Source organism: Pseudomonas sp. fls2-241-R2A-110, from assembly GCF_030209165.1.
GTDB lineage: Bacteria > Pseudomonadota > Gammaproteobacteria > Pseudomonadales > Pseudomonadaceae > Aquipseudomonas.
Genome location: NZ_JARVSN010000007.1, coordinates 182,114 through 205,388, shown reverse-complemented (window position 1 = coordinate 205,388; position 23,275 = coordinate 182,114). Strand labels below are relative to the sequence as shown.

The following is a 23,275-nucleotide window of genomic DNA, read 5'->3' as shown; positions in this document are numbered from 1 at the left end:
CTCCTCATTTGGCGTCTTTGCTAACGGTATTGAGCAGGAATTTACCGATCAGGTCCTCGAGTACCAGCGACGACTGGGTGTCGTGAATGATCCCACCGTCCTTGAGCAAGGCGGATTCGCCGCCCACGCTGATACCGATGTATTTTTCGCCCAGCAGACCAGCAGTCAGGATAGATGCAGTGGAGTCAGTCGGCAGATTATCTACACGCTTTTCCACTTGCATGGTCACCCGACCGGTGAAACTGTCGCGATCCAGATCGATAGCCGTGACCTTGCCGATGGTCACACCGGCCATGGTCACTTTAGCTCTGACCGTCAAACCGGCGATATTGTCGAAGTATGCATAAAGTTTATAGGTGTCTGTAGTCGCGCTCGGGGACAGGCCACTCACCCGCAACGCCAGCAACAGCAAAGCCAGGATGCCAGCCAGCAAGAAAAGGCCGACACCGATTTCCAGGGTGCGGTTTTGCATCAGAAATCTCCAAACATCAAGGCGGTCAGAATAAAGTCCAGGCCGAGTACAGCCAAAGAGGCATACACCACGGTCTTGGTAGTGGCACGACTGATCCCCTCGGAAGTGGGCTCGCAGTCATAGCCTTGGAATACGGCAATCCAGGTCACGACAAAGGCAAAGACGATGCTTTTGATGATGCCGTTGAGCACATCGTCAGTGAACGTCACGCTGTTTTGCATGTTGGACCAGTAGGAACCCTCATAGACACCCAGCCAGTCGACTGCCACCCAGGAACCGCCCCAGATACCCACCACGCTGAAAATCATCGCCAGCACAGGCAGGGAAATGAAGCCGGCCCACAGGCGCGGGGCAACGATGTATTTGAGCGGGTCGACACCAATCATTTCCAGACTGGACAACTGTTCGGTGGATTTCATGTTGCCGATTTCGGCAGTCAACGCGGAACCGGCGCGACCGGCGAACAACAATGCCGTGACCACGGGGCCCAGCTCACGCAACAGCGTCAGCGCAACCATCTGGCCGACCGCCTGCTCGGAACCATAACTGGACAGGATGTTGAAGCCTTGCAGCGCCAGCACCATGCCGATGAATACCCCGGAGACCACGATGATCACCAGGGACATCACGCCCACCGAATGCAATTGCTTGATCAGCAGGCTAAAACCGCCGCCGATGCCACCGCGGCCGAGCAAGGCATGAAACAGGAAAATCGCCGAACGGCCGAACACCGCCAGTGCATCTATGGCGGAATGGCCAAAACGGCGTACGCGTTCTATCAGTGAAATCTTGCGCATCAACGCTTCCCCAGAAGATCTGCGCGGTAATCCGTCGCTGGAAAGTGGTATGCGACCGGACCGTCGGGATCACCTGTCATGAATTGACGAATTCGCGGCTCCTGCGAGTTCATCAACTCCTCGGGAGTGCCCTGCCCCAATACTTGCCCGTCACCCACTACATAAATGTAATCGGCGATGCTCGCGGTCTCGGCCAGATCGTGAGATACCACGATACTGGTGATGCCCAACGCATCGTTGAGCAAGCGGATCAGGCGCACCAGCACGCCCATGGCGATAGGGTCCTGGCCGACAAAAGGCTCGTCATACATGAGGATCTGCGGATCGAGGGCAATCGCCCGCGCCAGCGCGACACGACGCTTCATGCCGCCGGACAACTCGTCAGGCATCAGGTCGATTGCGCCACGCAAGCCTACGGCCTGCAATTTGAGCAGGACGATGTCGCGAATCATTTCTTCCGGCAGCTCGGTGTGGACGCGCAGCGGAAAGGCGACGTTCTCGAATACATCGAGGTCAGTGAACAGCGCGCCGCTCTGAAACAGCACGCCCATATGCTTACGCGCATCGAACAAATCGCTGCGCGACAGCTTTGGCAGGTTCTGGCCGTTGACCCAGACTTCGCCCTTGGTGGGCCGCAACTGTGCGCCCATCAAGCGCAACAGCGTGGTCTTGCCACACCCGGAAGGCCCCATGATGCCGGTGACCTTGCCGCGCGGGATACGGATATCGACGTTATTGAAAATGCTGCGCGCACCGCGCTTGAAGGTCAGTCCCTTCAGCTCGACCGCGTAGGCGTTATCGGCACTCATCTAAACTCCTTGCGATGCAGCCTCTCACTCGGACGCCTGGCTCTCTGACGAAAGCACATACCTCCCCGGGCAGGCCGAACTGGCGGCGAACTATATCACTGCAATGGGCAAGCGCCCAAGGCCCAAGCCGGGGCATGTTCAGCAAGATGACAGGCAAAAAACCGTCTTCGTCGGGTATTTGGTAACCGGGAACGACAAAGCATGACGAACTAGCGTGAGGGTTTCGATCATTACCGCTATAATCGCCGCCTTTTCATCAGGCTATACGATTTCTGACATGAGCCAATCCAGCGACCTGATTCAATCCGCCCAACGCACCATCCGCCTCGAGCTGGAAGCCGTACAAGGCTTGCTGCCCCATATCGACGCAGATTTCGTACGCGCTTGCGAGATGATTCTGGCCAGCAAAGGCCGCGTGGTCGTGGTCGGCATGGGCAAATCGGGACATATCGGCAACAAGATTGCCGCCACACTGGCCAGCACCGGCACCACGGCCTTTTTCGTGCACCCGGCCGAAGCCAGCCATGGCGACATGGGCATGATTACCCGCGACGACATCATCCTGGCCCTGTCGAACTCCGGCTCCACCAATGAAATCGTGACCCTGTTGCCGTTGATCAAACGCCTGGGCATCAAATTGATCAGCCTCACCGGCAATCCAGATTCGCCGCTGGCCAAGGCTGCCGAGGTCAACCTCAACGTGCACGTCGAGCACGAAGCCTGCCCACTGAACCTGGCACCGACCTCTTCTACCACCGCTGCACTGGTCATGGGCGATGCCCTGGCCGTCGCACTGCTGGAAGCCCGCGGCTTTACCGCTGAAGATTTCGCCTTTTCCCACCCGGGCGGCGCACTGGGCAGACGCCTGCTGCTGAAAGTCGAAAACGTCATGCACGCCGGACAAGAGCTGCCGCAGGTTCAGCGCGGCACCCTGCTCAAGGACGCGCTGATGGAAATGACCCGCAAGGGCCTGGGCATGACCGTGATCCTGGAAGCCGATGGCAAACTCGCCGGTATCTTCACCGACGGTGATTTGCGTCGCACCCTGGACCGCAGTATCGATATCCACAGCGCCACCATCGATCAGGTCATGACCGCACACGGCAAAACCGCCCGCGCCGAAATGCTTGCGGCCGAAGCCCTGAAAATCATGGAAGACCACAAGATCAACGCGCTGGTCGTGGTCGACAGCGACGACCGCCCGGTCGGCGCCTTGAACATGCACGACTTGTTGCGTGCAGGAGTAATGTAATGAGCACCGACCTGCTGCAACGCGGCAAACAGATCAAACTCGCGGTGTTCGACGTCGACGGCGTGCTGACCGACGGACGGTTGTACTTCCTTGAAGACGGTAGCGAATTCAAGACGTTCAACACCCTCGACGGCCAAGGCATCAAGATGTTGATGGCAGCCGGCGTGCAGACCGCTATCATCAGCGGTCGCAAGACCCCGGTGGTCGAACGTCGGGCGAAGAACCTCGGCATTCCACACCTTTATCAGGGGCGCGAAGACAAACTGGTGGTGCTGGACGAGCTTCTGGCCGAACTCAACCTAAGCTATGAACAAGTCGCCTATTTGGGTGACGACTTGCCAGACCTGCCGGTGATTCGCCGCGTTGGCCTGGGCATGGCGGTGGCCAATGCCGCCAGCTTCGTACGTGAAAACGCCCATGGCATTACCCTGGCCCGTGGTGGCGAGGGTGCCGCTCGTGAATTCTGCGAATTGATCCTGCTCGCCCAGGGCCGCCTTGATGCGGCCAACGCCGCGTACCTGTGAGCCCATTATGTTGAGCAAAAAGATTCGTAACATCCTGTTGTTCAGTTGCATCGCGGCGCTGTTCGCCGCGGTCGGCTACTGGAACATCAGCCCGGAACGCTTCCTCGATAAACCCGTAGCCAAGGTCGACGAAAGCGCCATTGACTATTACGCCACCAACGCCCACAGCGTGCAGTACCTGCCGGACGGCAAATTGCAGTACGAAATGACGTCCGACAAGGTTGAACACCTGAAAGCGACCGAGGTGACGTTGCTGACCAATCCCGACCTGAACATGTTTCGCGGCACCCAGTTCCCGTGGCACGTCCAGAGCGAGCGCGGAGAAGTCAATCCCGACGGCACTCAGGTCGAACTGATTGATTCGGTGCGCATCACGCGTTTCGACGAGAAAAACCGCAAAACCCTGATTACCACCACCCGTATGACTGTGTTCCCCAAGGAGCAATATGCGCAGACCGATCAACCCGTTAGAATCGACGGCGCTGGCGGTGTATCGACAGGCAACGGAATGAAAGCGTACTTGAAAGAAAGCAGGATACACCTGCTATCGAACGTAAGAGGACAGTATGAGGCTCGTTAAAACTCTCCCTATTTTGCTCAGTCTGGGCGCAGCACTGGGAAGCGTGAGCGCCTGGGCTCTGCCGAACGATCAAGAGCAGCCTATCCGCATTCAGGCCGACGATGCCCAACTGGACGACAAGAATGGCGTTGCCACCTATAAAGGTGACGTGATCATCACTCAGGGCTCGATGATCGTTAAAGGCAACACCGTGACCATCACCCGCACGCCGACCGGCGACATTGACGTGGTGACCTCGGTGGGCAACCTTGCCTACTTCGAACAATTGCAGACTGCTGGCGATACCAAGCCTGTTCAGGGCTGGGGCATCACCATCCAGTACCACGCTGCGCAAAACCGCATCGTCCTGATCGACAAGGCAAAAGTCATCGACAAGGACAACAACATCACTCAAGGCGAGAAAATCGTCTACGACACCGTCAAAAAGCTTGCGAGCGCCGGTCGCGCCACAGGCAACAAGGTCACCGAAGCGCGCCCACGCATCGACATGGTGATCCAGCCCAAGCCGAAAAACGACGCGAAAAAGGCTCCATAATGGCAACTCTGAAAGCTCAGCATCTGGCCAAGAGCTACAAGAGCCGCCAGGTCGTGCGTGACGTCAGCCTGTCGATCGACAGCGGTCAGATCGTCGGCCTGCTGGGTCCTAACGGCGCTGGCAAGACCACCTGCTTCTATATGATTGTCGGCCTGGTGCAGGCCGATCAGGGTCGCGTACTGATTGATGATCTGGATGTCAGCCACCAGCCAATGCACGGTCGTGCAAAGGCCGGCATTGGCTATCTTCCGCAAGAAGCGTCGATTTTTCGCAAACTCTCGGTGGCCGACAACATCATGGCCATCCTCGAGACCCGCAAGGAGCTCGACAAAGACGGTCGTCGCAAGGAACTGGAAAGCCTGCTGCAGGAATTCCATATCAGCCACATCCGTGACAACCTCGGCATGAGCCTGTCGGGTGGTGAGCGCCGCCGCGTGGAAATCGCACGCGCCCTGGCCACCAACCCGAAATTCATCCTGCTCGACGAACCGTTCGCCGGCGTGGACCCGATTTCGGTAGGCGACATCAAACAGATCATCTACCACCTCAAGGCCAAAGGCATTGGCGTGCTGATCACTGACCACAACGTCCGTGAGACCCTGGATATCTGCGAAACCGCCTACATCGTCAACGATGGACAGCTCATTGCCGAAGGCGACGCCGCCACCATCCTGGCCAATGACCTGGTGAAAGAAGTCTATCTGGGCCATGAGTTCCGCCTGTAAGCACTGAGGTGTCTGGCTGGTCGCCCAAGCGCCTGTCTCGATAAAAAATCAACATTTTTTTATTGTTACGGCGCTCTAGGCAAACGCTGCAGTTTCGGGCATATAATTTGCTTATGTTTGGCGCTCCGGCGCCCTGTAGTGGATGGCGCATGTGCGCCGGCGAATAAGGTGTTTAGCCCCTGCCATGAAACCATCGCTAGTCTTGAGAATGGGCCAGCAGCTGACGATGACACCGCAGCTGCAACAGGCCATCCGCCTGCTCCAATTGTCGACCCTGGACCTGCAACAGGAAATCCAGGAGGCCCTGGAGTCCAATCCGATGCTCGAACGCCAGGAAGAAGGCGACGACTTCGATAACGCCGACCCCTTGGCCGACAAAGCCGAACAACAACCCAACGCCGATGTTTCAGAGCCCTCCTACCAGGAAACCGCCCCGACGGTGGACAACCTCGAGGAAGGTGACTGGAATGAGCGCATCCCCAACGAGCTGCCCGTCGACACGGCATGGGAAGACGTTTACCAGACCAGCGCCAGCAGCCTGCCAAGCAGCGATGACGACGAGTGGGATTTCACTACGCGTACATCGGCCGGTGAAAGCCTGCAAAGCCATTTGCTGTGGCAGCTGAACCTGGCACCGATGTCCGACACCGATCGCTTGATTGCCGTGACTCTGATCGATTGCATCAACAATCAGGGCTACCTGGACGAAACCCTCGAGGAAATTCTCGAAGCCTTCGATCCGGAACTGGACATCGAACTGGACGAGATCGAAGCCGTCCTGCATCGCATCCAGCAGTTCGAACCAGCCGGTATCGGCGCCCGCAACCTGGGTGAATGCCTGCTGCTGCAACTGCGCCAGCTGCCAGCCAAGACACCTTGGCTGGCGGAAGCCAAGCGCCTGGTCACCGACTACATCGATCTGCTCGGTAGCCGCGACTACAGCCAGCTGATGCGCCGCATGAAGCTCAAGGAAGATGAACTGCGCCAGGTGATCGAACTGGTGCAGAGCCTCAACCCGCGTCCGGGCTCGCAGATCGAGTCCAGCGAAGCCGAATACGTCGTCCCTGACGTGATCGTGCGCAAGGACAACGAGCGCTGGCTGGTCGAGCTGAATCAGGAATCGGTGCCACGGCTGCGGGTCAACGCCCAATATGCCGGTTTCGTGCGCCGCGCCGACACCAGCGCCGACAACACTTTCATGCGCAATCAGTTGCAAGAAGCACGCTGGTTCATCAAGAGCCTGCAAAGCCGCAACGAAACCCTGATGAAAGTGGCCACCCAGATCGTCGAGCATCAGCGCGGCTTCCTGGAGTACGGCGACGAAGCGATGAAACCGCTGGTCCTGCACGACATCGCCGAAGCAGTGGGCATGCATGAGTCAACCATTTCACGGGTGACCACACAGAAATTCATGCATACCCCTCGGGGCATATATGAACTGAAATACTTTTTTTCCAGCCACGTCAGCACCTCCGAAGGCGGCGAATGCTCGTCCACGGCGATACGCGCGATCATCAAAAAACTGGTTGCGGCGGAAAATCAGAAAAAGCCGTTGAGTGACAGCAAGATCGCTGGTTTACTGGAGGCACAAGGCATTCAGGTGGCTCGCCGCACCGTCGCCAAGTACCGCGAATCCCTGGGAATCGCGCCTTCGAGCGAACGCAAGCGGTTGATGTAGAGCCACGCCACAGCGTTCCAGTGGTAGATCATCTGGTCTACCGCTTTATGCACTGGCAACGAAGGAGAAGCTGTATGCAAGTCAACATCAGTGGACACCAACTGGAAGTGACCGAACCTCTTCGCACCTACATCGGCGAAAAACTCGAACGATTAGAGAGGCATTTCGACAAGATCACCAACGTGCAGGTCACGATGACTGTCGAAAAGCTTAAGCAGAAAATCGAAGCCACGCTGCATATTCCCGGGAATGAAGTGGTCGCCAACGCGGAACATACCGATATGTACGCGGCGATCGACGCACTCACCGACAAGCTCGATAAACAACTCAAAAAGCATAAGGAAAAGACCCAAAGCCTGCTCCAGGGCGCTACCGGTCGTTAACACTCCCAACCCATGATCCGACTTGAAAACATCCTGACCCCCGGCCGTTCTCTCGTGAACGTGCCGGGCGGCAGTAAAAAGAAAGCCCTTGAGCAAATTGCCACCCTGATTGCCCGGGAAGTGCCGGATCTGGAGATGCAAGATGTCTTCGAGGCTTTGATTGCCCGTGAAAAACTAGGTTCGACCGGTTTTGGCAACGGCATCGCCATCCCCCACTGTCGCATCAAGGGCTGCAATTCACCCATCAGCGCCCTGATACACCTTGAAGCCCCCATCGATTTCGACGCCATCGACGGCGCCCCGGTTGACCTGCTGTTTGTACTGCTGGTCCCGCAGGCCGCTACCGATGCGCACCTGGAGCTACTGCGCCAGATCGCCAGCATGCTCGATCGCAAGGAAGTGCGCGAAAAACTGCGCAGCGCCCCGAGTAATGAAGCCTTGTATCAGGTCGTCCTGAGCGAGCAAAACGGTCATTAATCATGCGTTTGATCATTGTCAGTGGCCGCTCCGGCTCAGGTAAAAGTACCGCACTCGATGTTCTCGAGGACAACGGCTACTACTGTATCGACAACCTGCCCGCGGGCTTGCTGCCGGAACTCGCCGAGCGCGCGCTGATTCATACCGAGCTCGCACAACCGCTGGTCGCGGTATCCATCGATGCCCGCAACCTGCCCAGTCATCTGTCGCGATTTCCGGAACTACTGGAAGAAGTGCGCAGCCGGCACATCAAATGCGATGTGCTGTACCTGGACGCCGACGAAGAAACGCTGCTCAAACGGTTTTCGGAAACCCGTCGTCGCCACCCGCTCAGCAACCCCCACCGCTCCTTGGCAGAGGCGATTCAGGACGAAACCAGTTTGCTGGGGCCGATTGCCGACCTGGCCGACCTCAAAGTCAACACCACCAACCTGAACCTGTATCAGCTGCGTGACACCATCAAATTGCGCCTGCTGAACCAGCCGGACAGCGGCACTGCGTTCCTGGTGGAGTCGTTCGGGTTCAAGCGAGGCATGCCGGTCGACGCAGACCTGGTGTTCGACGTGCGCTGCCTGCCCAACCCTTACTGGAAGCCTGAGTTGCGCGAACTGTCCGGGCTTGATCAACCGGTGGCCGAGTACCTGGCGGCGCAACCGGACGTCGAAGAGATGTTCCAGGACATTTCCTCCTACCTGCTAAAATGGCTGCCGCGCTTCGCCGCGAGCAACCGCGCTTATGTCACCATTGCCATTGGCTGCACCGGCGGGCATCACCGCTCCGTCTACCTGACCGAACGTCTGGGCCAGGTTCTGCAACAATCCCTGAAGAACGTCCAGGTCCGCCACCGCGACCTCAGCTAAAGGATTCACATCGCGATGCCTGCTCTGGAAATCGAAATCATCAACAAGCTGGGCCTGCATGCGCGCGCTTCGGCAAAATTCGTTGGCGTTGCTGGTCAGTTCAAGGATTGCATGATCAGAGTAGGACGCACGCCAGAATCCACCGTCGACGGCAAAAGCATCATGGCCATGATGATGCTAGCTGCCGGCAAGGGCACGAAGATCCACCTGAAAACTGAAGGCGAGCAAGAACAGGAAGCGCTGGATGCCCTAGTGAAGTTGATCAACAACTACTTCGACGAAGGCGAATAACCGCCCCCTTTATGTCGTAGTTCGCTCCCACGGGGGGGGGCGGTGCAAGACGCAAAAAAAGGCGCGCCACCCAATCGGGTGGCGCGCCTTTTTATTGCCCGGCGATAAGCGTTAGCTACCGGCCACGGTCATCCGCTCAATCAACACCGAGCCTGTACGAATGTTGCTGCGCAGTTCCAGGTCATTACCCACCGCGACGATCTGCTTGAACATGTCGCGCATGTTGCCGGCAATGGTCACTTCCTGGACCGCGAACTGGATTTCGCCGTTCTCAACCCAATAACCGGCCGCGCCACGGGAATAATCGCCCGTGACCATGTTCAGGCCCTGACCCATCAACTCGGTTACCAGCAAGCCGCGCCCCATGCGGCGCAGCAACGCTGCCTGATCTTCATCGCCATGCGTCACGAACAGGTTGTGTACGCCGCCTGCGTTGGCGGTACTTGGCATACCCAGCTTACGGCCGGAATAGGTGCCAAGGATGTACGACACCAACTCGCCCTTTTCGACGAACGGCTTGGCATAGGTCGCCAGGCCATCACCGTCGAACGCCGAACTGCCCATGGCGCGCATCAAATGCGGACGCTCATCAATGGTCAGCCATTCCGGGAACAGCTTCTGCCCCAAAGTGCCTTCAAGGAACGACGATTTGCGATACAGGCTGCCACCGGAAATCGCCGACAGGAAGCTGCCGAACAAGCCACCGGCCAGCTCAGCCGAAAACAACACCGGCACTTCGCAAGTCGGCACCGGACGCGCGCCCAGGCGGCTCGCGGCGCGTTGTGCGGCGCGCTGGCCAATGCTCTCCGGACTGGCCAGCAAATTGCCCTGACGGTTCACGTCATACCAGTAATCGCGCTGCATCTGTCCGTCGGCCTCGGCGATCATGACGCAACTCAGGCTGTGACGAGTCGACGCGTAGCCGCCGATAAATCCGTGGCTGTTGCCGTAAACACGGCAGCCTTGATGGGTGCTGAGGGTCGTGCCATCGGCATTCTTGATCCGGCTGTCGGCCGCAAACGCCGCCGCTTCACAGGTCAGCGCCTGCTCGATGGCCTGCTCTGGGGTAATGTCCCATTGGTGGAACAGGTCGAAATCCGGCAGATCCCTGGCCATCAGCGCGGCATCAGCCAAGCCAGACGCTTCGTCTTCCGAGGTGTGCTTGGCGATGGCCAACGCCGCAGCGACGGTTTCGCGAATGGCTTCCGGGCCACTGGCCGATGTACTGGCCGAACCTTTGCGCTGGCCGACGTACAAGGTGATGCCGAAGCCCTGATCGCGGTTGAATTCGACGGTTTCGACTTCGCGCTGACGCACCGAAGTGGACAGGCCCTGCTCCAGCGACACCGCCACTTCACAGGCACTGGCACCCTGGCGCTTGGCTTCAGCGATGATCTGCTCGACTTGTTCTTGCAGTGCCGGCAACGCTTGTGGGCCGACGCTTTCAACTGCACTCATGCTGTTCTCCACTCAAATTCTGCTTTCGGCTAGGGCCTTCGAGCGACCGGGCCGGACAAGCGGCCCCCGACTGGTTATCATGGCGGCGTTTCTTTGCGGACGGCCACCATGGTTGATTCTTACGACGACTCCCTCGATACGGGAGAAAAAAGCAAATCCCAGGTCAAACGCGAGCTTCATGCTCTGGTTGACCTCGGCGAGCGCCTTACAACGCTCAAGCCTGACTTGCTGGCAAAACTGCCGCTGACCGACGCTATGCGCCGGGCACTGGCCGATGCGCCCAAGCACACCGCGAATATCGCGCGTAAACGGCACCTTATGTTCATCGGCAAACTGATGCGCGATCAGGACACTGACGCCATTCTGAGCTTGCTCGATCAACTCGATGCCTCCACCCGGCAGTACAACGAACGTTTCCATGGCCTGGAACGCTGGCGCGATCGCTTGATCGCGGGCGACGATGCAGTCCTGGAGAAGTTCGTGCTCGACTACCCGGAGGCTGATCGTCAGCAGTTGCGCTCCCTGATCCGTCAGGCCCAGCACGAACTGGCGACCAACAAGCCACCGGCATCGAGCCGTAAAATCTTCAAGTACATCCGTGAGCTGGACGAGACTCAACGCGGCCTGCGTTGATGCTCGAATCGGGTGAGTCGCCAAGCGGCTCACCCGAAGCTCCATCCTGTTTACGATCCTGTGCCACCCACAGTGATCGCATCGATTTTCAGCGTTGGCTGGCCGACACCCACCGGCACCGACTGCCCATCCTTGCCGCACGTCCCCACACCACTGTCCAGCGCCAGATCATTGCCGACCATCGACACCTTGCTCATCGCTTCCGGGCCGTTGCCGATCAACGTCGCGCCTTTGACCGGGGCGGTAATCTTGCCGTCTTCGATCAGGTACGCCTCGCTGGTGGAGAACACGAACTTGCCGCTGGTGATGTCTACCTGACCGCCGCCGAGGTTGGCGCAGTAGATGCCGCGCTTTACCGAGGCAATGATTTCCGCCGGGTCGCTTTCGCCCGCCAGCATGTAGGTGTTGGTCATGCGTGGCATCGGCAAGTGCGCGTACGATTCACGGCGACCGTTACCGGTGCGGGCAACGCCCATCAGGCGCGCGTTGAGCTTGTCCTGCATGTAGCCCTTGAGTACGCCGTTCTCGATCAGCGTGGTGCACTCGGTCGGGGTGCCCTCGTCGTCGACACTCAGGGAGCCGCGACGGCCCGCCAACGTACCGTCATCGACGATGGTGCAGAGCTTGGACGCGACCATCTCGCCCATGCGCCCGCTGTAGGCGGAACTGCCCTTGCGGTTGAAGTCGCCTTCCAGGCCGTGGCCGACCGCTTCGTGCAGCAGCACGCCGGACCAACCCGAACCCAGCACCACCGGCAACGTACCGGCCGGTGCCGGAATCGCTTCAAGGTTGACCAGCGCCTGACGCAAGGCTTCACGGGCGTAACCCATGGCGCGGTCATCGCTCAGGAAATAACGGTAATCGGTTCGACCGCCACCGCCATGGCCACCGCGCTCGCGGCGACCGTTCTGCTCGACGATCACGCTGACGTTAAAGCGCACCAACGGCCGTACATCCGCCGCCAGACTGCCATCCGTCGAGGCCACGAGGATTCGCTCCCAGACGCCGGCCATGCTCACGGTCACTTGCTGAATACGTGGGTCGAGGGCGCGCGTCGCGACGTCGATGCGTTTAAGCAACTCGACTTTCTCGGCGCGCGTCATCACTTCCAAAGGATTGTCCGGCCCGTATAACTGGGCGACATCTGCCGTGGTGAACGCTTGCACCGTGCCATTTTGCCCTGCGCGCGAGATCGAGCGCGCAGCACGTGCCGCCGCGCCCAGGGCTTCCAGCGTTATCGCATTGCTGTAGGCAAAACCGGTTTTTTCACCCGATTGCGCACGAACGCCAACGCCCTGATCGAGGTTGAAGCTGCCTTCCTTGACGATTCCGTCTTCCAGCGCCCAGGACTCGGAGATCTGTCCCTGGAAATACAGGTCGGCGGCATCGATGCCCGGGCCGGCCAGATCGCCGAGTACACCCTGCAGGCTTTCGATGGTTACGCCACCAGGCGCCAGGAGGTGTTCACTGACTGAGGACAACAACTCGCTCATATGCTTTACGCCTTAAATTCATCGTTCTGAGGCAGGTCGCTGGGCGCCCTGCGAGAAAAAGCGCCGGTGACTGGACACCGGCATCCGCGCCCTGATGGACGCCTGTTCGCTGCTATCGCGTTCGGCCAGCAGCACGACCTCGCCTTGATCCTGTTGCGCCAGCACGCGGCCCCACGGGTCGATGATCGCGGCATGGCCAAAGGTTTCTCGCGGCCCCGGATGCGTCCCACCCTGAGCGGCTGCGAGTAGGTAACATTGAGTCTCGATGGCCCGCGCGCGAATCAGCACATCCCAATGCGCCGCGCCGGTCACCGCCGTAAAAGCCGATGGCGCGGTAATCAGCTGCGCACCGCCAGCCCGTAATTCGCTATACAACTCCGGGAAACGCAGGTCATAACACACCGTCAGGCCAACCCGGCCGACCGGCGTATCGGCTAACACAACGCCACTGCCATAAGCATAGTCATCGGACTCGCGATAGCGCCCGCGATTGTCCGCAACGTCCACATCGAACAGGTGCAGCTTGTCGTAACGCGCCACTGTCTCGCCCTGGTCGTTCACCAACAGCGAGCAGGCATGCACCTTCGCCATCGGTTGATCCATCGGCGGCAACGGCAATGTGCCGGCCACTATCCATAACTTGAGGTCGCGGGCGGTCTGTTTCAACCACGGCAGGATCGGGCCTTCACCCAAGGCCTCGGCGCGACCGATATCGGCAATGTCGCGACGGCCCATGGCGGCGAAGTTTTCTGGCAGCACCGCAAGCTGCGCACCACCGGCTGCCGCCTGCTCGAGCAGATGGCGGGCCCGGGCAAGATTGGCCAGCACATCGCTCTGGCTGACCATTTGAATCACCGCAAAAGACATGGCGCGCTCCTGGGTCGCTTTTTATAAAGACTGCTTGCCATGCTACTCCATAGCCTTTGGCAGTGCCTTTTCAAAAAAGAACTCAAAAAGGTTTGTCGTAGGTGATTTTCGGCTCTTTCCACGGACCTTTGACCGTGTATTTCACGCTGGCGAAACGTGCCACGCGGTCTCCGATCAACTTGTCGATCAAGAACAGCGCGCCGCCAACCGCCGGTGCGCCGACGATCAACGCGGCAATCGGCAAGTTGTTGGTCACCGGCAACGTCACCAGCAACTTGGCATCGATCTGGTCACCGACCAGGTTCAGCGTGCCGTTGAGCTCAACATTGCTCGAAGGTCCGGTCATCTGGATGGGCTCCTTGGTCACGTAGACGCCGTTGGTCGCGACCAGCAGGCCTTTGACCCGGTCATAACTCAGGCCTTTTCCAAACAAGTCGGAGAAGTCCAGGCGCAGACGGCGACCGATGGAGTTGAAGTTGAGCAGGCCGAAAACCCGCAGGGCCTGGGCACCGCCCTCGACTTCAACGAACTGGCCTTTGCTCAGCGATGCATCCAGGGTGCCGGAGAAACGCTTGCTCGCCAGCCAGGCCGGGGAGCCCGGCCAGCGACCGTCGACGTCCATATGAAACTCTTCGCTGGTGACGCTCGGCGCAAAGCCCCAGCCTTTGAGTACATCGGCGAGATTCTTGCCGCTGATTCGTCCCTTGAACCAACTGCTGGAACTCCCCGGTATGCCTTCCCAGCCGCCATTGCCCTGCAACAGAATGCCCTTGAGCCCCAGGTCCAGGGTATTGAGCGCGATGCCCCTTGCAGTCGGACGGACTTTTAAATACCAGGCACCGACCAGGTCTTGCCCCTGGAACAGCTGATTGATGGTGATATCCAGTGCAGGAATTTTCGTCGGGTCTACGGAGGCCAGCGGATCCGGCGAATTTTCGTCGGCCAGCACTTTAGGATCCGGTGCCGGCAAGCGCACGGTCAGCAGATTGATCGCAATCGGCGCGCCTTGCGCATCCGGGATACTCGCGCTGCCCTTGACCTGCTGACTGTCGAGCTGCAGGGCCCACGCGGCGGATTTGCGGTTCAACTGCACCGACGCCTGATCGAGCGTGGTGCCGACGCCGCTCAGCTTGCCGACCTTGAAGTCCGCGCTGCTGAGCAGCTGCTTGGCACTGCCGCCCGGATCCTGGCCGGCGTACTTGTCCGCCAGATCTTTCCAGGGACCGACATCCAGTTCCGACAGCACGCCACGCACCCGAAGGCCTTTCGCGCCGGGCAGCACGGCAGCGCCGCCGCCGAGGAACAACTCACCGCGACCATCGGCAAAATTGCCGGGCGGCGCGGCGAATGTGAAGTTTGCCAACTCGCCATAGTTGACCCAATAGCGCCGCTCCTGTCCCTGCAGGGTCATGCGGAACGTGGTGTCGCGTCCGACATCGGCAGTCATGCCGAACGGGGCCGGCAAATCGATTGCCACGCCTTTGAGACTGGAATTGACCATCAATTGGCTGTCAGGCCCATCGAGGTTCAGTTGCAACTGATACGGGATCAAACCGGACACCGGCAGCGGTTGGGTCACGTTCAACCAATCCGTGAGCTTCTTGACCTCTACCTGACCAGACGCGCTGACACGGGTCTTGATATTACCCGGGCTGCCATCGGCAAAAATCTGCGCGGTGACCGGCCTGTCGAAGGCCCGAGCAGTAATGTTTTGTCCGCTCACCCCCTTGGCGCTGTCAAAACGGAAATCGCCTTTGAGTTGAGTCAACTCAAGCACAGGCTCGGCCAGTTTCAGACGGGACTTGGCTGTCTTGAAGTCGACGAGAATTTTCGGCTGTTCGCCTTTTACCAAGGGAATGTCCAGTTTCAACTTGCCTTGCAGATCGCCCTCGCCTTCCCATCCAGCAAAGGTGTCCGCCGTGCCGATCGGCGCTTCCTGAAGAATCTTCAAGCCATCGCCCAATCCGCCGGCGAACCCGCCGTCGAGGAACAGGTGAACGCTTTGACCGGCCGGCACATGGGGAATATTGACGTAGATGTCGCTGACCTGGGTGTTGAGCAACTGGCCCTTGCTGGCCAGGATCCGCACACCGCTGTCTTCGACAAACACATCACCGCTCACCTTGCTGACATGTGGCCAACCTGGCTGAAACGCCAGTTCGGCGTCATGCACCTTGAAGAACAGGCTGATGCTGCGGGCAGCGTCCTCGGCGCCATGGTTCAGCGAGCCTTGATACTGGAAGAAACCCTGGTCTACCGCACCTTTGAGAATCGCAGTGCGCAGCCATTCGTCGAGTGCCGGGCTGAGCATGCTTGGCAGGTATTTGGCGGTGTAACGACCGTCGCCATCCACCAGGCCAACCCGCAGGTCCATGTAGTCTTCCTGGGTATGGTCGAAATGCAGGCGGATCAGGAAGTCACCGGCAATCTTGCCCTCTTCGCCCAGCACCTTGAGGTACGGCGCGATCAGGGTGAAGCCTTCTTTGTCGAGCTTCCAGGTCAGCCGGGCATTGGCCTGGATGTATTGCCATGGCTTGGCAAAGATCGGGTCCAGGTGCAGGACAAAGTCCTTGCTGTCCATCCGCAGTTCACCCTGACCAAGGTCACCACTGATGCTACCGCTGACATTTCGCGCCGCCGGTGCACCGTGATAGGCGTCGAAGCCGACCTGCTCGAGGTTGGCGGCAAAGCTGAACTTGCTGTCGTCGGTGGCATTGGGCCGCAGATCGATCAGCACGTTGCGTAGACTGCCGGTGACCTTGAGTCGCTCGATGGCGGTGGCAACACCTTCCGGCAGCGGCCCCAAGGCATTCATCAGCGGTGTGAGCGGTGTGAGATCGAGGCGGTCGGCTTGCAAGTGCCAGACTTCGTCAGCCGTATCGGTCGCGATGCTCTGGCGCAGTTGCAGATGCGATTCCCAGCGGCTCGCGCCAAGGTTCATGGCCAGGGAGTCCAAAGTCACCAGCATGCCTTCGGAACTGCGCTGGAAATAGCCGTTGAGCGCCAGGTTGTTGATCTGGATCGGTTTACGTTCGGCGTAAGCGCCCTTGAGCTGTGGCGCGTTCAAGCGAATGGCAGCGCTTTGCAGCTCGCCCTTGCCCCAGGTCACCCAGAGTTCGCCACCGGCCTTGATCTCGGAGAAATTCCATTGCCGGGTCAGGCTCGCGGGCAGCCATTTCGACCAGTCGCTTTGCGGCAGGCTCAGGTACGCCTCGGCTTCGCCATCCTTCCATTCGCTGGCGCGAATACGGGTGCGCACACTCATGGCCAACGGTTGGCCATCGGGCAGGGTCAAACGGGCATCGAGTCGCTGGCGGGACACGCCGGTTTTCAGGTTCAGGCCCACGTAGGTCAATGTCAGTGGCGGCTGATCCAGTGGCTGCAAGGTCACCTGGCTGTCGATCACCGACAACTGCGCAACCATTTGCATGCGATTGAGCAACTGCTCCGGGTCGAGCGGCTGGTCCTGTTGCACCGGCAAACCTTCCAGCGCCCACTGCCCGTCCTGGCCTTCCTTGAGGCTGATCTTCAGGCCATTGAGTTCCAGATGAGCGATGCGCACTTCGCGCGCTAGCAAGCTTTCCCAAACGTCAGGCACCGCCCGCACCTGGTCCAGACGCAGGGCATTGGAGCCCTCGCCAACCGTGACGTCGTGCGCCAGGAGGATCGGCGCGAAACCGCTCCAGTTGCCCTCCAGCTTACCGATCTGCAACGGCATGCCCAGGGCGGCGCTGGCTTTGGTTTCGACGTCGGCACGATATTCGGCCACCAGAGGCGTCAACTCGCGGCCGAGGCTGACGTATAACGCCATCAACACCAATACCAACGCGCACAGGCCAAGACCCCAGCGGGTCAGTGCGGCCAAAATGCGTGTCAGACGTTCCATGTCAGTTGGCTCCCATGGCAAAAATACTGCAAAAAGCTGAGGCCAGCCGATTTAGTGAGGTTGAAACAAAACGATTCAGAGCAGCACCACGTCGTATTGTTCCTGGGAATACATGGTTTCCACCTGAAACCGGATGGTCCGCCCGATAAAGCCTTCCAGTTCGGCGACATTGCCCGACTCCTCGTCGAGCAAACGATCGACGACTTTCTGGTTCGCCAATACACGATAGCCTTCCGCTTGATAGGCGCGTGCCTCGCGGAGGATTTCGCGAAAAATTTCATAGCAGACCGTTTCCGGCGTCTTCAATTTGCCGCGTCCCTGACAGCTGCTGCAGGGTTCACAGAGCACTTGTTCGAGACTTTCGCGGGTGCGCTTGCGGGTCATCTGCACCAGGCCCAACTCGGTGATGCCGATGATGTTGGTCTTGGCGTGATCGCGCTCAAGTTGCTTCTCGAGGGTACGCAAGACCTGGCGCTGGTGCTCTTCGTCTTCCATGTCGATGAAGTCGATGATGATGATTCCGCCCAGATTGCGCAGGCGCAGCTGGCGAGCGATGGCGGTCGCGGCTTCGAGGTTGGTCTTGAAAATGGTTTCTTCGAGGTTGCGATGCCCGACGAATGCGCCCGTGTTGACGTCGATGGTGCTCATGGCTTCGGCCGGATCGACCACCAGATAACCGCCGGACTTGAGCGGCACTTTGCGCTCGAGGGCTTTCTGGATTTCGTCTTCGACGCCGTACAGGTCGAAGATCGGCCGCTCGCCCGGGTAATGCTCCAGACGATCAGCGATCTCCGGCATCAGTTCTGCGACAAACTGCGTCGTTTTTTGGAAGGTTTCCCGGGAATCGATACGGATCTTCTCGATCTTCGGGCTCACCAGGTCACGCAAGGTGCGCAGCGCCAGGCCGAGGTCTTCGTAGATTACACTCGGTGCGCTGATGGTCTTGATCTGTTCGTTGATCTGATCCCAGAGACGGCGCAGGTAACGAATGTCCATCAGGATTTCATCGGCACCCGCCCCTTCGGCGGCGGTGCGCAGGATGAAACCGCCCGCCTCCTTGATGCCCTCTTTGTCCACGCAATCGGTGACCACTTGCTTGAGACGTTCGCGTTCCGCTTCGTCCTCGATCTTCAGCGAAATGCCGACGTGGGCCGTGCGCGGCATGTACACCAGATAGCGCGATGGAATCGATAACTGAGTGGTCAGGCGCGCGCCTTTGGAACCGATCGGGTCCTTGGTGACTTGCACCACCAGGCTCTGGCCTTCATGGACCAACGCGCTGATGCTTTCTACCGCCGGCCCTTCACGCAAGGAAATTTCCGAGGCATGAATGAACGCGGCGCGGTCCAGACCGATATCGACGAACGCGGCCTGCATGCCCGGCAACACCCGCACGACCTTGCCTTTGTAGATATTGCCGACGATCCCGCGCTTTTGCGTACGCTCGACGTGGACCTCTTGCAGAACACCGTTTTCGACCACCGCCACGCGCGATTCCATCGGCGTGATGTTGATCAGGATCTCTTCACTCATGGCAGGGTCTCGTTCAGGCATGTTCACGATAATGGCCGCATCTTGTCAGAACGACGCTCAGCGCGCGTTAAGGGTTTGCCAACAGGGTATGCCGAAATGGCCCAGCAGCTCGCAGGTTTCGCACAGCGGCAACCCGACCACAGCCGAGTAGCTGCCATTGAGCCCGGCGACAAACACCGCGCCCAGTCCTTGAATCCCATAGCCGCCAGCCTTGTCACGGGGTTCGCCGCTAGCCCAGTAGGCCGCGGCTTCTTCGCGACTGATGTCGCGAAAGCGCACCAGGCTGCGCACAACCCGGGACTCACAGCGTTCGCCGTCGAGCACCGCAATGGCGGTCAATACTTCGTGTTCCTGACCGGCCAACAACATAAGCATGGCGCACGCATCGGCTTCGTCCACCGGTTTGCCAAGAATTTTCCCGTTGAGCACCACGGCGGTATCCGCACCCAACACACAAGAATCTTCACCTGACGCGAGCGTGCCGCGCCCGGCTTCGGCCTTGCCACGCGCGAGGCGTTCGACATAAGCCGACGGGGATTCATGCTTCAAAGGGGTTTCATCGATGTCCGCACTGATGGCGGAAAACGGCACGCCGATCTGCGTGAGCAGCTCACGCCGACGTGGCGAGCCTGAGGCGAGGTATAACTTCATCAAGACATCTCCCTTGTCTACCGCCAATACGGGCCAATGCCTGACCGAATCAAGTGATTTTGTAGCGTCGACGCAACCCGCGCAAACCGTAGCTGACCCAAGGCCAGAGCAAGGCACTGACCAGTGCCGGCAAGACCAGCGCCAGTGTCGGCTGGCGGTTGCCGGTCAAGGCGCTCAACCACAGCTGAACAAGCTGGGCGAGGCCGAAGATCACCAGGATCACCAGGCTCTGTTGCCACATCGGGAACATGCGCAGGCGCTGTTGCAGCGACAGCACCAGAAAGGTGATCAGTGTCAGGATTAACGCGTTCTGGCCCAGCAGTGTGCCGTAGAGCACGTCTTCAGCCAGACCCAGGCACCACGCGGTGACCATGCCGACTTTTTGCGGCATGGTCAGCGCCCAGAATGCCAGCAGCAAGGCCAGCCACAACGGACGCAGGATTTCCATGAACTGTGGCAGCGGCGAAACGCTGAGCAACATGCCGATGGCAAAGGTCAGCCAAACGATCCAGCCGTTTCGCGATGCAGTCGTACCGACCATTATTCTCGTCCCCCAGTGGAGGCTGGCGCGGAGACAGGCGGCTTGGCAGCAGGCTTCACGGCAGCGGGTTGAGTCGCAGGCGGCTTGGCGGCCGCCGGCTGCGTGGCGGGAGGCTTGGCGGCCGAATGCCGTGTGGTCGTGGGCTTGGCCGGGGTTGCCGCAACCGGTGCTGGTGCCGTTGCCGGAACAGCCGGAGCCGCCACGGGCGCAGCTGCCGGCGTCGGGACCAGGGCAGGCTTCGAAACGGTCGCCGGGAAGATCGGGCCGCCGCCGTGCTGATCAAGGGCTTCCTGAGCCTGGGCGGCTTCATTGGCGCGCTCTTCAGCGGTACGACCGTCGCTGAACACCAGCAGCAGGTAACGGCTGCGGTTCAGGGCGGCGGTCGGCACGGCACGCACGATGGCAAAGGGCTGGCCGGAATCGTGGATCACTTCCTTGACCGTTGCCACCGGGTAACCGGCCGGGAAACGCTGGCCCAAACCTGAGCTGACCAGCAGATCGCCTTCCTTGATGTCCGCCGTATCGGCCACGTGGCGAAGTTCGAGGCGTTCCGGGTTACCGGTGCCGCTGGCAATTGCGCGCAGCCCGTTGCGGTTTACCTGCACCGGAATACTGTGAGTCGTGTCGGTCAGCAGCAGCACGCGAGAGGTGTACGGCATCAGTTCAACCACCTGCCCCATCAGGCCGCGGGCATCGAGCACCGGCTGACCGAGGATCACACCGTCGCGCTCGCCTTTATTGATGATGATGCGATGGGTGAAGGGATTGGGGTCCATGCCGATCAACTCGGCCACTTCGACCTTCTCGTTGACCAGCGCGGAGGAATTGAGCAACTCGCGCAGCCGAACGTTCTGCTCGGTGAGGGCCGCCAGCTTTTGCATGCGCCCCTGCAACAACAGGTTTTCGGTCTTGAGTTTTTCGTTTTCGGCGACGAGTTCGGTACGGCTGCCAAATTGGCTGGCCACACCCTGCCATAGCCGCTGCGGCAGGTCGGTGATCCAGTAAGACTGCATCAGCACCAGCGACATTTGGCTACGCACTGGCTTGAGCAGTGTGAATCGGGCATCGACCACCATCAGGGCGACCGAAAGCACGACCAGCACTAATACGCGCACGCCCAGTGAGGGGCCCTTGGTGAAAAGCGGTTTAATAAGCCGCTCCTCCCAGGCAAATTTTTTCTTTATTCATACGGCATCAAACCGGCCTGGATGCAGAGTGACAGAAGATAAACGCCAACAGGCAGCACTGCAAAGTGCCGCCTGCGCGCTCAACAGCATAGATGCGATCCGGCGACTTACTCGCTGGAAAGCAGGTCCATGGTGTGCTTGTCCATCATCTCCAACGCACGACCACCGCCGCGAGCCACACAGGTCAGCGGGTCTTCGGCGACGATCACCGGCAGACCTGTTTCCTGGGCCAGCAACTTGTCGAGGTCACGCAGCAAGGCGCCACCACCGGTCAGTACCAGGCCACGCTCGGCGATATCGGAAGCCAGCTCCGGAGGCGATTGCTCCAGGGCACTTTTGACCGCCTGAACGATGGTCGCCAGAGACTCTTGCAGAGCTTCCAGCACTTCATTGGAGTTCAGGGTGAAAGCGCGTGGAACGCCTTCGGCCAGGTTACGGCCGCGAACGTCGACTTCACGCACTTCGCCGCCCGGGTAGGCTGTACCGATTTCCTGCTTGATACGCTCGGCAGTGGATTCACCGATCAGGCTGCCGTAGTTACGGCGCACGTAGGTGATGATCGCTTCGTCGAAGCGGTCGCCGCCAACCCGTACGGATTCGGCGTAAACCACACCGTTCAGGGAGATCAGTGCGATTTCAGTGGTACCACCACCGATATCGACGACCATCGAACCGCGCGCTTCTTCAACCGGCAGGCCGGCACCGATCGCAGCGGCCATCGGCTCTTCGATCAGGAACACTTCACGCGCACCGGCACCAAGGGCCGATTCACGGATGGCACGACGCTCAACCTGGGTGGATTTGCACGGAACGCAGATCAGCACACGAGGGCTTGGCTGCAGAAAGCTGTTTTCGTGAACCTTGTTGATAAAATATTGCAGCATCTTTTCGCAGACGCTGAAGTCGGCAATCACGCCATCCTTCATCGGACGAATGGCAGCAATGTTGCCCGGCGTTCGGCCGAGCATGCGCTTGGCTTCGGTGCCGACAGCGACGACACTTTTCTGGTTACCGTGTGTCCGAATAGCCACAACCGATGGCTCATTCAGGACGATACCGCGCTCGCGCACGTAAATAAGGGTGTTGGCAGTGCCCAGGTCAATGGAAAGATCGCTGGAAAACATGCCACGCAGTTTCTTGAACATGGGAAAGGGACCCTAGGCAACGCGTGGGTAAAAAAGTGCGGCAAACTCTAACAACGACAGGGATTTTGGGCAAGGCGCCAATATGTTAAATTGGCCGCTTTTCTGTGCACCAACCCCCACAATCGCGGCCTTATGACCGTAGAAATGCGGTAGTGTTCCGACAATCTAACACACGGACGACGTCCGTTCTGTTTTCCACTGGAGATTCCCATGGCGCTTGAACGCTCCGACGTGGAAAAAATCGCTCATCTGGCCTGCCTTGGCCTTAATGATGCCGATCTTCCACATATTACTTCGGCCCTGAATAGCATTCTCGGGCTGGTCGACGAAATGCAGGCGGTCAATACCGACGGTATCGAGCCGCTCGCCCACCCACTGGAAGCCAGCCAGCGCCTGCGTGCAGACGTCGTGACCGAGACCAATCATCGCGAGGCCTACCAGTCCATCGCACCAGCGGTCGAAAACGGCCTGTACCTGGTTCCGAAAGTCATCGACTAA

General features: G+C 59.4%; 24 protein-coding genes. 12 read left to right on the top strand and 12 right to left on the bottom strand.

What is annotated here, in order from left to right; genetic code table 11:
- Positions 1–4 precede the first annotated feature (4 nt).
- Genes mlaD through QRN31_RS06315 form a run of 3 tightly spaced genes read right to left on the bottom strand, consistent with a single transcriptional unit; the run spans position 5 to position 2,078 of the window.
- Positions 5–472 carry an outer membrane lipid asymmetry maintenance protein MlaD gene (gene mlaD / locus QRN31_RS06325; protein WP_222589793.1) on the bottom strand — a complete coding sequence of 156 codons (468 nt, stop codon included), beginning with the start codon at positions 470–472 and terminating at the stop codon, positions 5–7.
- Complete coding sequence (mlaE, locus tag QRN31_RS06320) at positions 472–1,269, bottom strand: lipid asymmetry maintenance ABC transporter permease subunit MlaE (protein ID WP_285430852.1); 798 nt, start codon at positions 1,267–1,269, stop codon at positions 472–474. Before mlaE ends, mlaD begins: the two co-directional genes overlap by 1 nt.
- Positions 1,269–2,078 (bottom strand): ATP-binding cassette domain-containing protein, encoded by an 810-nt coding sequence (locus QRN31_RS06315; protein ID WP_017336546.1) that lies wholly within the window; start codon positions 2,076–2,078, stop codon positions 1,269–1,271. Before QRN31_RS06315 ends, mlaE begins: the two co-directional genes overlap by 1 nt.
- Positions 2,079–2,355: 277 nt before the next feature.
- Here QRN31_RS06315 and QRN31_RS06310 point away from each other — a divergent pair, with 277 nt between their 5' ends.
- The 10 genes from QRN31_RS06310 (at position 2,356) to QRN31_RS06265 (ending at position 9,383) form a co-directional block, all read left to right on the top strand.
- Positions 2,356–3,330 carry a KpsF/GutQ family sugar-phosphate isomerase gene (locus QRN31_RS06310; RefSeq protein WP_222589792.1) on the top strand — a complete coding sequence of 325 codons (975 nt, stop codon included), beginning with the start codon at positions 2,356–2,358 and terminating at the stop codon, positions 3,328–3,330.
- Complete coding sequence (locus QRN31_RS06305; protein WP_285430849.1) at positions 3,330–3,854, top strand: KdsC family phosphatase; 525 nt, start codon at positions 3,330–3,332, stop codon at positions 3,852–3,854. Before QRN31_RS06310 ends, QRN31_RS06305 begins: the two co-directional genes overlap by 1 nt.
- 7 nt (positions 3,855–3,861) lie before the next feature.
- Positions 3,862–4,434: an LPS export ABC transporter periplasmic protein LptC gene (gene lptC / locus QRN31_RS06300; protein WP_208669982.1), complete on the top strand. Its 573-nt coding sequence runs from the start codon at positions 3,862–3,864 to the stop codon at positions 4,432–4,434.
- The gene (gene lptA / locus QRN31_RS06295) at positions 4,421–4,969 is read left to right on the top strand and encodes a lipopolysaccharide transport periplasmic protein LptA (protein WP_285430847.1); all 549 of its coding nucleotides are present in this window, start codon (positions 4,421–4,423) and stop codon (positions 4,967–4,969) included. Before lptC ends, lptA begins: the two co-directional genes overlap by 14 nt.
- A complete protein-coding gene (lptB, locus tag QRN31_RS06290; RefSeq protein WP_285430845.1) occupies positions 4,969–5,694 on the top strand; it encodes an LPS export ABC transporter ATP-binding protein in 726 nt (241 codons plus the stop codon). The genes lptA and lptB overlap by 1 nt, the downstream gene beginning before the upstream one ends.
- 184 nt (positions 5,695–5,878) lie before the next feature.
- Positions 5,879–7,372: an RNA polymerase factor sigma-54 gene (locus QRN31_RS06285; protein ID WP_090175476.1), complete on the top strand. Its 1,494-nt coding sequence runs from the start codon at positions 5,879–5,881 to the stop codon at positions 7,370–7,372.
- 74 nt (positions 7,373–7,446) lie between these two features.
- Complete coding sequence (gene hpf, locus QRN31_RS06280; protein WP_007941242.1) at positions 7,447–7,755, top strand: ribosome hibernation-promoting factor, HPF/YfiA family; 309 nt, start codon at positions 7,447–7,449, stop codon at positions 7,753–7,755.
- Between the two features lie 12 nt (positions 7,756–7,767).
- Positions 7,768–8,232, top strand: a complete 465-nt coding sequence (gene ptsN / locus QRN31_RS06275; RefSeq protein ID WP_259155234.1) for a PTS IIA-like nitrogen regulatory protein PtsN — start codon at positions 7,768–7,770, stop codon at positions 8,230–8,232.
- Between the two features lie 2 nt (positions 8,233–8,234).
- Positions 8,235–9,092: an RNase adapter RapZ gene (rapZ, locus tag QRN31_RS06270; RefSeq protein WP_285430837.1), complete on the top strand. Its 858-nt coding sequence runs from the start codon at positions 8,235–8,237 to the stop codon at positions 9,090–9,092.
- Between the two features lie 15 nt (positions 9,093–9,107).
- The gene (locus QRN31_RS06265) at positions 9,108–9,383 is read left to right on the top strand and encodes an HPr family phosphocarrier protein (protein ID WP_285430835.1); all 276 of its coding nucleotides are present in this window, start codon (positions 9,108–9,110) and stop codon (positions 9,381–9,383) included.
- Between the two features lie 111 nt (positions 9,384–9,494).
- On the opposite strand, the gene pmbA is transcribed toward QRN31_RS06265, so the two are convergent.
- Positions 9,495–10,841 carry a metalloprotease PmbA gene (gene pmbA, locus QRN31_RS06260; RefSeq protein ID WP_222589787.1) on the bottom strand — a complete coding sequence of 449 codons (1,347 nt, stop codon included), beginning with the start codon at positions 10,839–10,841 and terminating at the stop codon, positions 9,495–9,497.
- A gap of 108 nt (positions 10,842–10,949) precedes the next feature.
- On the opposite strand from pmbA, the gene yjgA reads away from it, so the two are divergent.
- Positions 10,950–11,474, top strand: a complete 525-nt coding sequence (gene yjgA / locus QRN31_RS06255; protein WP_090175492.1) for a ribosome biogenesis factor YjgA — start codon at positions 10,950–10,952, stop codon at positions 11,472–11,474.
- Between the two features lie 50 nt (positions 11,475–11,524).
- Here the strand turns inward: yjgA and tldD are convergent, their stop codons facing one another.
- From tldD to mreB, 8 genes are all read right to left on the bottom strand, one after another.
- Positions 11,525–12,967 carry a metalloprotease TldD gene (gene tldD, locus QRN31_RS06250; RefSeq protein WP_222589786.1) on the bottom strand — a complete coding sequence of 481 codons (1,443 nt, stop codon included), beginning with the start codon at positions 12,965–12,967 and terminating at the stop codon, positions 11,525–11,527.
- A gap of 18 nt (positions 12,968–12,985) precedes the next feature.
- Complete coding sequence (locus tag QRN31_RS06245) at positions 12,986–13,834, bottom strand: carbon-nitrogen hydrolase family protein (RefSeq protein ID WP_285430831.1); 849 nt, start codon at positions 13,832–13,834, stop codon at positions 12,986–12,988.
- A gap of 82 nt (positions 13,835–13,916) precedes the next feature.
- Positions 13,917–17,720, bottom strand: coding sequence for a YhdP family protein (locus QRN31_RS06240; protein ID WP_285430829.1), 3,804 nt, complete (start codon positions 17,718–17,720; stop codon positions 13,917–13,919).
- A gap of 75 nt (positions 17,721–17,795) precedes the next feature.
- Positions 17,796–19,253 carry a ribonuclease G gene (rng, locus tag QRN31_RS06235; protein ID WP_090175503.1) on the bottom strand — a complete coding sequence of 486 codons (1,458 nt, stop codon included), beginning with the start codon at positions 19,251–19,253 and terminating at the stop codon, positions 17,796–17,798.
- A 57-nt stretch (positions 19,254–19,310) separates the two neighbouring features.
- Entirely contained in the window at positions 19,311–19,907 is a 597-nt protein-coding gene (locus tag QRN31_RS06230; RefSeq protein WP_285430828.1) for a Maf family protein, read from the bottom strand.
- A gap of 46 nt (positions 19,908–19,953) precedes the next feature.
- Positions 19,954–20,445: a rod shape-determining protein MreD gene (mreD, locus tag QRN31_RS06225; protein WP_090175508.1), complete on the bottom strand. Its 492-nt coding sequence runs from the start codon at positions 20,443–20,445 to the stop codon at positions 19,954–19,956.
- Entirely contained in the window at positions 20,445–21,596 is a 1,152-nt protein-coding gene (mreC, locus tag QRN31_RS06220) for a rod shape-determining protein MreC (protein ID WP_285430977.1), read from the bottom strand. The genes mreD and mreC overlap by 1 nt, the downstream gene beginning before the upstream one ends.
- A 143-nt stretch (positions 21,597–21,739) precedes the next feature.
- Positions 21,740–22,777 (bottom strand): rod shape-determining protein MreB, encoded by a 1,038-nt coding sequence (gene mreB, locus QRN31_RS06215; RefSeq protein WP_002555108.1) that lies wholly within the window; start codon positions 22,775–22,777, stop codon positions 21,740–21,742.
- 210 nt (positions 22,778–22,987) lie between these two features.
- On the opposite strand from mreB, the gene gatC reads away from it, so the two are divergent.
- Complete coding sequence (gene gatC, locus QRN31_RS06210) at positions 22,988–23,275, top strand: Asp-tRNA(Asn)/Glu-tRNA(Gln) amidotransferase subunit GatC (protein ID WP_007901429.1); 288 nt, start codon at positions 22,988–22,990, stop codon at positions 23,273–23,275.

What these genes read in the sequence shown, in the direction of transcription:
- mlaD (WP_222589793.1), bottom strand. Translation starts at nt 472, where the DNA reads ATGCAAAACCGCACCCTGGAAATCGGTGTCGGCCTTTTCTTGCTGGCT.
- mlaE (WP_285430852.1), bottom strand. Translation starts at nt 1,269, where the DNA reads ATGCGCAAGATTTCACTGATAGAACGCGTACGCCGTTTTGGCCATTCC.
- QRN31_RS06315 (WP_017336546.1), bottom strand. Translation starts at nt 2,078, where the DNA reads ATGAGTGCCGATAACGCCTACGCGGTCGAGCTGAAGGGACTGACCTTC.
- QRN31_RS06310 (WP_222589792.1), top strand. Translation starts at nt 2,356, where the DNA reads ATGAGCCAATCCAGCGACCTGATTCAATCCGCCCAACGCACCATCCGC.
- QRN31_RS06305 (WP_285430849.1), top strand. Translation starts at nt 3,330, where the DNA reads ATGAGCACCGACCTGCTGCAACGCGGCAAACAGATCAAACTCGCGGTG.
- lptC (WP_208669982.1), top strand. Translation starts at nt 3,862, where the DNA reads ATGTTGAGCAAAAAGATTCGTAACATCCTGTTGTTCAGTTGCATCGCG.
- lptA (WP_285430847.1), top strand. Translation starts at nt 4,421, where the DNA reads ATGAGGCTCGTTAAAACTCTCCCTATTTTGCTCAGTCTGGGCGCAGCA.
- lptB (WP_285430845.1), top strand. Translation starts at nt 4,969, where the DNA reads ATGGCAACTCTGAAAGCTCAGCATCTGGCCAAGAGCTACAAGAGCCGC.
- QRN31_RS06285 (WP_090175476.1), top strand. Translation starts at nt 5,879, where the DNA reads ATGAAACCATCGCTAGTCTTGAGAATGGGCCAGCAGCTGACGATGACA.
- hpf (WP_007941242.1), top strand. Translation starts at nt 7,447, where the DNA reads ATGCAAGTCAACATCAGTGGACACCAACTGGAAGTGACCGAACCTCTT.
- ptsN (WP_259155234.1), top strand. Translation starts at nt 7,768, where the DNA reads ATGATCCGACTTGAAAACATCCTGACCCCCGGCCGTTCTCTCGTGAAC.
- rapZ (WP_285430837.1), top strand. Translation starts at nt 8,235, where the DNA reads ATGCGTTTGATCATTGTCAGTGGCCGCTCCGGCTCAGGTAAAAGTACC.
- QRN31_RS06265 (WP_285430835.1), top strand. Translation starts at nt 9,108, where the DNA reads ATGCCTGCTCTGGAAATCGAAATCATCAACAAGCTGGGCCTGCATGCG.
- pmbA (WP_222589787.1), bottom strand. Translation starts at nt 10,841, where the DNA reads ATGAGTGCAGTTGAAAGCGTCGGCCCACAAGCGTTGCCGGCACTGCAA.
- yjgA (WP_090175492.1), top strand. Translation starts at nt 10,950, where the DNA reads ATGGTTGATTCTTACGACGACTCCCTCGATACGGGAGAAAAAAGCAAA.
- tldD (WP_222589786.1), bottom strand. Translation starts at nt 12,967, where the DNA reads ATGAGCGAGTTGTTGTCCTCAGTCAGTGAACACCTCCTGGCGCCTGGT.
- QRN31_RS06245 (WP_285430831.1), bottom strand. Translation starts at nt 13,834, where the DNA reads ATGTCTTTTGCGGTGATTCAAATGGTCAGCCAGAGCGATGTGCTGGCC.
- QRN31_RS06240 (WP_285430829.1), bottom strand. Translation starts at nt 17,720, where the DNA reads ATGGAACGTCTGACACGCATTTTGGCCGCACTGACCCGCTGGGGTCTT.
- rng (WP_090175503.1), bottom strand. Translation starts at nt 19,253, where the DNA reads ATGAGTGAAGAGATCCTGATCAACATCACGCCGATGGAATCGCGCGTG.
- mreD (WP_090175508.1), bottom strand. Translation starts at nt 20,445, where the DNA reads ATGGTCGGTACGACTGCATCGCGAAACGGCTGGATCGTTTGGCTGACC.
- mreB (WP_002555108.1), bottom strand. Translation starts at nt 22,777, where the DNA reads ATGTTCAAGAAACTGCGTGGCATGTTTTCCAGCGATCTTTCCATTGAC.
- gatC (WP_007901429.1), top strand. Translation starts at nt 22,988, where the DNA reads ATGGCGCTTGAACGCTCCGACGTGGAAAAAATCGCTCATCTGGCCTGC.